This is a genomic window from Methanoregula sp. (assembly GCF_041645475.1).
In the GTDB taxonomy this organism is placed as follows: domain Archaea; phylum Halobacteriota; class Methanomicrobia; order Methanomicrobiales; family Methanospirillaceae; genus Methanoregula.
In genome coordinates this window covers 1-5,434 of the sequence record NZ_JBAZQA010000031.1, presented here as the reverse complement: position 1 = coordinate 5,434, position 5,434 = coordinate 1, and the positions used below count along the sequence as shown (strand labels likewise).

The following is a 5,434-nucleotide window of genomic DNA, read 5'->3' as shown; positions in this document are numbered from 1 at the left end:
GCAACGTAACCTACGTGGATGGCAACAAGGGTCTCCTGCTTTAAGACCATATTGTTGATATCCCCGCAGATATTTTCAAGGGCTGCTATCGATTCGATATTCCGGTGGGCTTCCTTCATATCCGTGTTGAAGAACGAGATCACGCTCCGGTCAAAAATTTCCAGTGACATCGTGCTTGCTTTCCGGAGCGCATCAATGATCTTTTTGTCAACGCCGGCATCGATGATTGGCTGGACATTTTCCGCTATCCGGACCGCATGATCGCCGACCCGCTCGATGATCCGGCTGAGTATGTAATAGTGCATTGCCATGCCGGGAGAGATTCCCATCTTCCGGGCAAGGGCGTTGTTCTGCATGATCATGTTGGTCTGCCGCGCGATCAGCCAGTTGAGCCGGTCAACGTCCATGTCCCGGGCAACAACATCGTCTGCCAGGGTCCGGTTGTGGGCAGCGAGAGCCGCGATCGCATCCTCGTGCATGGTCTTGACAATGACGAACATACGCCGGATGGTGTTCTCAAATGGCATCTCGGCCGGGTTGAGGAGGTCCTTGATGGCAATGACCTCTTCGGTCTCCTCGACAACTTCCTGGCCTATGGTCATCTGGGTGAAGTCCCGGACAACGGTCCGAACGAATGGCGGGAACCGCTGTTTCGAGGTGATCCGGATCATTGAAAAGCCGGTGATGTATGTCCCGATAAGAAGGCGGAACAGGAATGCCGGATCTGAAACCGTGGCGATATCGATCTTTTTCGTGCGCTGGAGCGGCTCTTCAGTCACGCTCTTCGTGACAAGCAGGGTCCCGTCCGGCTGGATTACCAGCCCGACCGGGTCATTCTTTTTAATCTTTTGTTCATCAGCCCAGGTCTTTGGGAGGGTCACCACAAAGGACGAACCCCCGGTCATCTGCACTCTGCGAATTTCCATTGTATCCCGTATCTCCTCAGGAATCAGAGTTCCCCATATGTCTCTATCTTTCTCTATTGTTTATATATGCTCATATATTCTATGTCGAATAACAGTATATATTCTCCTGCGAAACGGGTGATCGAACACTATGAAAGCCCAAAAGAGTTCGTATCTTCTCATGACCATGAGTCTTGTGGCAGTCCTCGTCTTTGCGATGCTGTTTGCAGGCTGCACCGACACCGGATCAAAAACTGCGGTAGCAACCCCGGCAAGTACCCCGGTGTCAACACCCTCGGCAGTTGCTCCGGTAAACACCCAGGCTGCGGTCTCGGCACCGGCAGTAGTAGCAACGACCGCCGCCCCGGTTTCAACCGGCCAGAAACAAAAGATCACGATAAGTGGTTCGACAACGGTTCTCCCGATCGTCCAGAAAGCTGCCGACCAGTATATGGCAACCCACCCGGATGCCGACATCCAGATATCCGGTGGCGGTAGCGGTGTTGGTATCCAGGCAATTGGAGCCAAGACGGTGGATATCGGCATGACGTCGCGTGAAGTGACCAAGGCGGAACTGGCCAAGTATCCGGGTTTCGTAGTTACACCGGTTGCCCAGGATGGCATTGCGGTGATTGTGAACCCGGCAAATACAATCCAGTATATTACGCTCGACCAGATCAAGAACATTTACCTTGGCAAGATCACCAAATGGACCGAGATTCCCGGTGCAGGCGTACCTAACACGAACAACCAGATCGTCATCATCGGCCGGGACAGTGCATCCGGTACCCGGACCTACTTCGATGAGACGGTTCTCCTGAAGGCAACTCCCACGAGCAAGATGCTGGAGAAGAACTCGAACGGCGCAGTCACCCAGACGGTAGCCCAGACCCCAGGCGCGATCGGGTACGTCTCGATAGGGTTTGTCAGCACAGATGTCAAGGCAGTCCCCGTCTGGTACAATGCGCAGAAGATCGTTGCACCGACCCTTGACAATGTCAAGTCCAAGACTTACCCGGTCTCCCGTGATCTCTACGTGATAACAAACGGCCAGCCATCCGGACTTGCCGGTGACTTCATCACGTATATCCTCGGCCCTGACGGCCAGAAGATCGTTGCCAATGAAGGTTACGTGACAGTTGGCAGCAGTTAAAACCGGAATGACTTAACACCATTTTTTTGTGCGAGTGAAAGGGGGCAAATCACAATGGTATCCAGCAACAGCACCGAGCCGGGGAGTGGAGCCTCCCCCCGCACCGCCCAAATCTCCTTGCTTAAGGAGCAGGCGATAAAAACCGTATTCTTCAGCACAGCATTTCTCGCAGTAATTGTAGTAAGTTTCATCCTTCTCTTCTTGTTACGGGACGGGTATCCGATCTTCGGAGCAGTGGGGCTCATCCCGTTCCTGTTCGGGATGACGTGGGCACCGACCGCAGCGGAACCCCTGTATGGTATCTTTCCGCTCATTGTCGGGACCCTTCTCGTGACGCTCGGGGCCATGGTCTTTGCCGTCCCGCTTTCCATAGGCTGTGCAATCTACATCTCGGAACTCGCATCTCCCGGGGTAAAAAAAGTACTTAAGCCGGCAGTTGAACTGCTGGCGGGCATCCCGTCCGTGGTGTACGGGTTCTTCGGTCTCATCGTGCTCACGAACTTCATCCGGATCTCGTTCGATATCCCGACGGGAGAGACGTGGCTTGCGGCGTCCCTGCTGCTTGGTGTCATGGCGCTTCCCACAATCATCAGCGTCTCGGAGGATGCCATCAGTTCGGTGCCCCACGAGTACAAGGAAGGATCGCTTGCCATCGGGGCAACCCGGTGGCAGACGATCAGCCGGGTGCTTGTGCCGGCCGCCCTGTCGGGCATTGCCGCAGCAGTTATCCTTGGTATCGGCCGGGTTGTCGGCGAGACGATGGCCGTCCTGATGGTTGCCGGCAACGCAGCCATTATACCGGACCCGATCTGGAATATCCTCTCACCATTACGGACGCTGACCGCAACGCTCGGCATCGAGATGGGTGAGGTCTCGATCGGCAGTGAACATTACAGTGCACTCTTCGGCATTGCCATCGTGCTGCTGGTCATCACGCTCGTCATCAATCTATCCGCAGTCGCCATCCTCCGCCACCTCAAGGAAGGCCGGACCTCTGTACGTAAACCGCTCATCCCGGTGGCAATGAAGGAATCTATTGTCCGGATCTGCAAGGCTGCCGGTCTCGTGCTGGTGCTCCTCTTCCTGCTCATTGCGGCGCCGTGGTGGCTCACCGCAGCAATCGTGTTTGCCGGAATCATCTGGTATTATGTGAAAGACCGGGTTTCGGAGAGACATATCCAGACCATTGCGTTTGGTCTGGTCGGTCTCGCAGCACTCATTGTCCTTGCGATCCTGGTCATCATTCTTCAGGACATTGTGATCAACGGTCTCCCCGCGATCTCGTGGGAGTTCTTAACCCAGCCGCCAAAAGATCTCGGCCGGGCCGGTGGGATCTTCCCGGCGATTGTCGGCACGCTTTACCTTGTGCTTGGTGCGATTGCCATCGCACTGCCACTCGGTGTCGGGGCAGCCATCTATCTTGTCGAGTACACCCGGGAAGGGAAGATCACCCGGCTCATCCGGACCGGTGTGGACCTGCTGAACGGCACGCCGTCCATTGTGTTCGGCCTCTTCGGGTTTGCCTTCATCGTGCTCTATCTGAATGTCGGTGTCTCGCTTATCGCCGGCCAGATTACGCTTGCCCTGATGGTGCTGCCAACCGTGATCCGCACGACCGAGGAATCATTGAAAAATATCCCGCAGTCGTTGCGGGAAGGCAGCCTTGCGCTGGGAGCAACGCAATGGCAGACCATCAGCCGGGTTGTCATTCCCCCGGCCGTGCCGGGGATCGTCACCGGTGCCATCCTGTCCATTGGCCGGGCCGCGGGGGAGACCGCACCGATCATGTTCACGGCCGTGGTCTTCTCGTCCCGGTTCCTGCCATCGTCGCTGACAGAACCCGTCATGGCGCTGCCCTACCATCTCTTTATCCTGGCAACCAACGTGCCCGGCTCCTCCACCAACAAATACGGGACCGCGCTCGTCCTGCTGCTGCTCGTCATCGGGTTCTATGCAGTTGCGATCGTAATACGAACTCATTTCCAGAACAAGGCACGGGGATAAACTATGTCCGAATCTGTCATTATCAACACAAACAACCTCAACCTCTGGTATAGCGAGAAACATGCACTCCAGTCGGTCTCGATAAAGGTCCCGAAGAACAAGGTAACGGCCCTGATCGGTCCGTCTGGCTGCGGGAAGTCCACGCTGCTCCGGTGCTTCAACCGGCTCAACGATCTCATCGACTCAGTCAGGATTACCGGAGAGATCACGCTCGACAATGAGAACATCCATGCGCCGTCAACAGATGTGGTGACTCTCCGGAAAAAAGTCGGCATGGTCTTCCAGAAACCCAACCCGTTCCCGAAATCCATCTGGGAGAATGTTGCTTACGGCCCGCAGGTCCATGGCGTCCGGGACAAAGCCGAACTTGACCGGATCGTTGAACAGAGTCTTCGTCACGCCGCTATCTGGGACGAAGTGAAGGACCGGCTTCATGACTCGGCGCTCGGTCTCTCGGGCGGCCAGCAGCAGCGGCTCTGCATTGCCCGTACCCTGGCCGTGAACCCGGAAGTAATCCTGATGGACGAACCATGCTCGGCGCTCGACCCGATCGCAACGGCTAAGATCGAGAATCTTATCGAGATGCTCAAGAAGGATTACACGGTCATCATCGTCACCCACAGCATGCAGCAGGCGGCCCGTGTCAGCGATTATACCGGGTTCATGTATTTAGGAAAACTTATCGAGTGCGGAAAGACCGTCCAGATCTTCGAACACCCAAAGGAAGAACTCACCGAGAATTATATCACCGGGCGGTTCGGCTGATGGAGGCATGAATTATGGCAGAAAAATTTCATGTGGAATTAAAACAGCTCAAAACGGACACGGTGGCGATGTCCCTCTTCGGGCGCGATATGCTCCGGACTGCTGTTGATGCCCTGATCCGGCAGGACAGGGAACTGGCAGCATCTGTCGTCAGCAGGAAAGATGAACTCCATGCTTTGGAAGTGAAACTCGAAGAGCACTGTTACCAGCTCATCGCTCTCAACCAGCCCATGGCAAAAGACATGCGGGTCATAGCCTGCACCCTCAAGGTCATCGGCGCATCGATGCGGATCGGACGGTACGGCAAGGTTATCGCAAACATTGTCAGAGAGATCTCCGATAAGCCTCATATCGCAAATCTCATGAGTATTCCCCACATGGCTGACCTTGTCATCGATATGGTTGATGATGCTATCCATGCCTACGAATCCGACAATCTCCGGCTCATTGATGAGTTCTCTGCCCGGGACGATACCATCGATGCCCTCCGGCACTCAATCTTCCGCGAAGGGATCACCTACATGATGGAGGATCCCAAGAACATCTCGCGCTGCACCCATTACATCATGGTGGCCCGGTATCTCGAACGCTGTGCCGATCACTCCTG

5 protein-coding genes are annotated in these 5,434 nt (G+C 55.4%); 4 read left to right on the top strand and 1 reads right to left on the bottom strand.

What is annotated here, in order from left to right; all coding sequences use genetic code 11:
* The coding region (locus tag WC598_RS15365) for a PhoU domain-containing protein (protein WP_372962382.1) at positions 1-926 on the bottom strand (926 nt) is incomplete at its 3' end.
* Between the two features lie 130 nt (positions 927-1,056).
* On the opposite strand from WC598_RS15365, the gene WC598_RS15360 reads away from it, so the two are divergent.
* From WC598_RS15360 to phoU, 4 genes are all read left to right on the top strand, one after another.
* Complete coding sequence (locus tag WC598_RS15360) at positions 1,057-2,058, top strand: phosphate ABC transporter substrate-binding protein (protein ID WP_372962381.1); 1,002 nt, start codon at positions 1,057-1,059, stop codon at positions 2,056-2,058.
* A gap of 54 nt (positions 2,059-2,112) precedes the next feature.
* A complete protein-coding gene (gene pstA, locus WC598_RS15355; RefSeq protein WP_372962380.1) occupies positions 2,113-4,062 on the top strand; it encodes a phosphate ABC transporter permease PstA in 1,950 nt (649 codons plus the stop codon).
* A gap of 3 nt (positions 4,063-4,065) precedes the next feature.
* The gene (gene pstB / locus WC598_RS15350; protein ID WP_372962379.1) at positions 4,066-4,827 is read left to right on the top strand and encodes a phosphate ABC transporter ATP-binding protein PstB; all 762 of its coding nucleotides are present in this window, start codon (positions 4,066-4,068) and stop codon (positions 4,825-4,827) included.
* Between the two features lie 14 nt (positions 4,828-4,841).
* Positions 4,842-5,434 (top strand): phosphate signaling complex protein PhoU (gene phoU / locus WC598_RS15345; protein ID WP_372962378.1); only part of this gene is annotated, 593 nt, incomplete at its 3' end.

What these genes read in the sequence shown, in the direction of transcription:
- WC598_RS15360 (WP_372962381.1), top strand. Translation starts at nt 1,057, where the DNA reads ATGAAAGCCCAAAAGAGTTCGTATCTTCTCATGACCATGAGTCTTGTG.
- pstA (WP_372962380.1), top strand. Translation starts at nt 2,113, where the DNA reads ATGGTATCCAGCAACAGCACCGAGCCGGGGAGTGGAGCCTCCCCCCGC.
- pstB (WP_372962379.1), top strand. Translation starts at nt 4,066, where the DNA reads ATGTCCGAATCTGTCATTATCAACACAAACAACCTCAACCTCTGGTAT.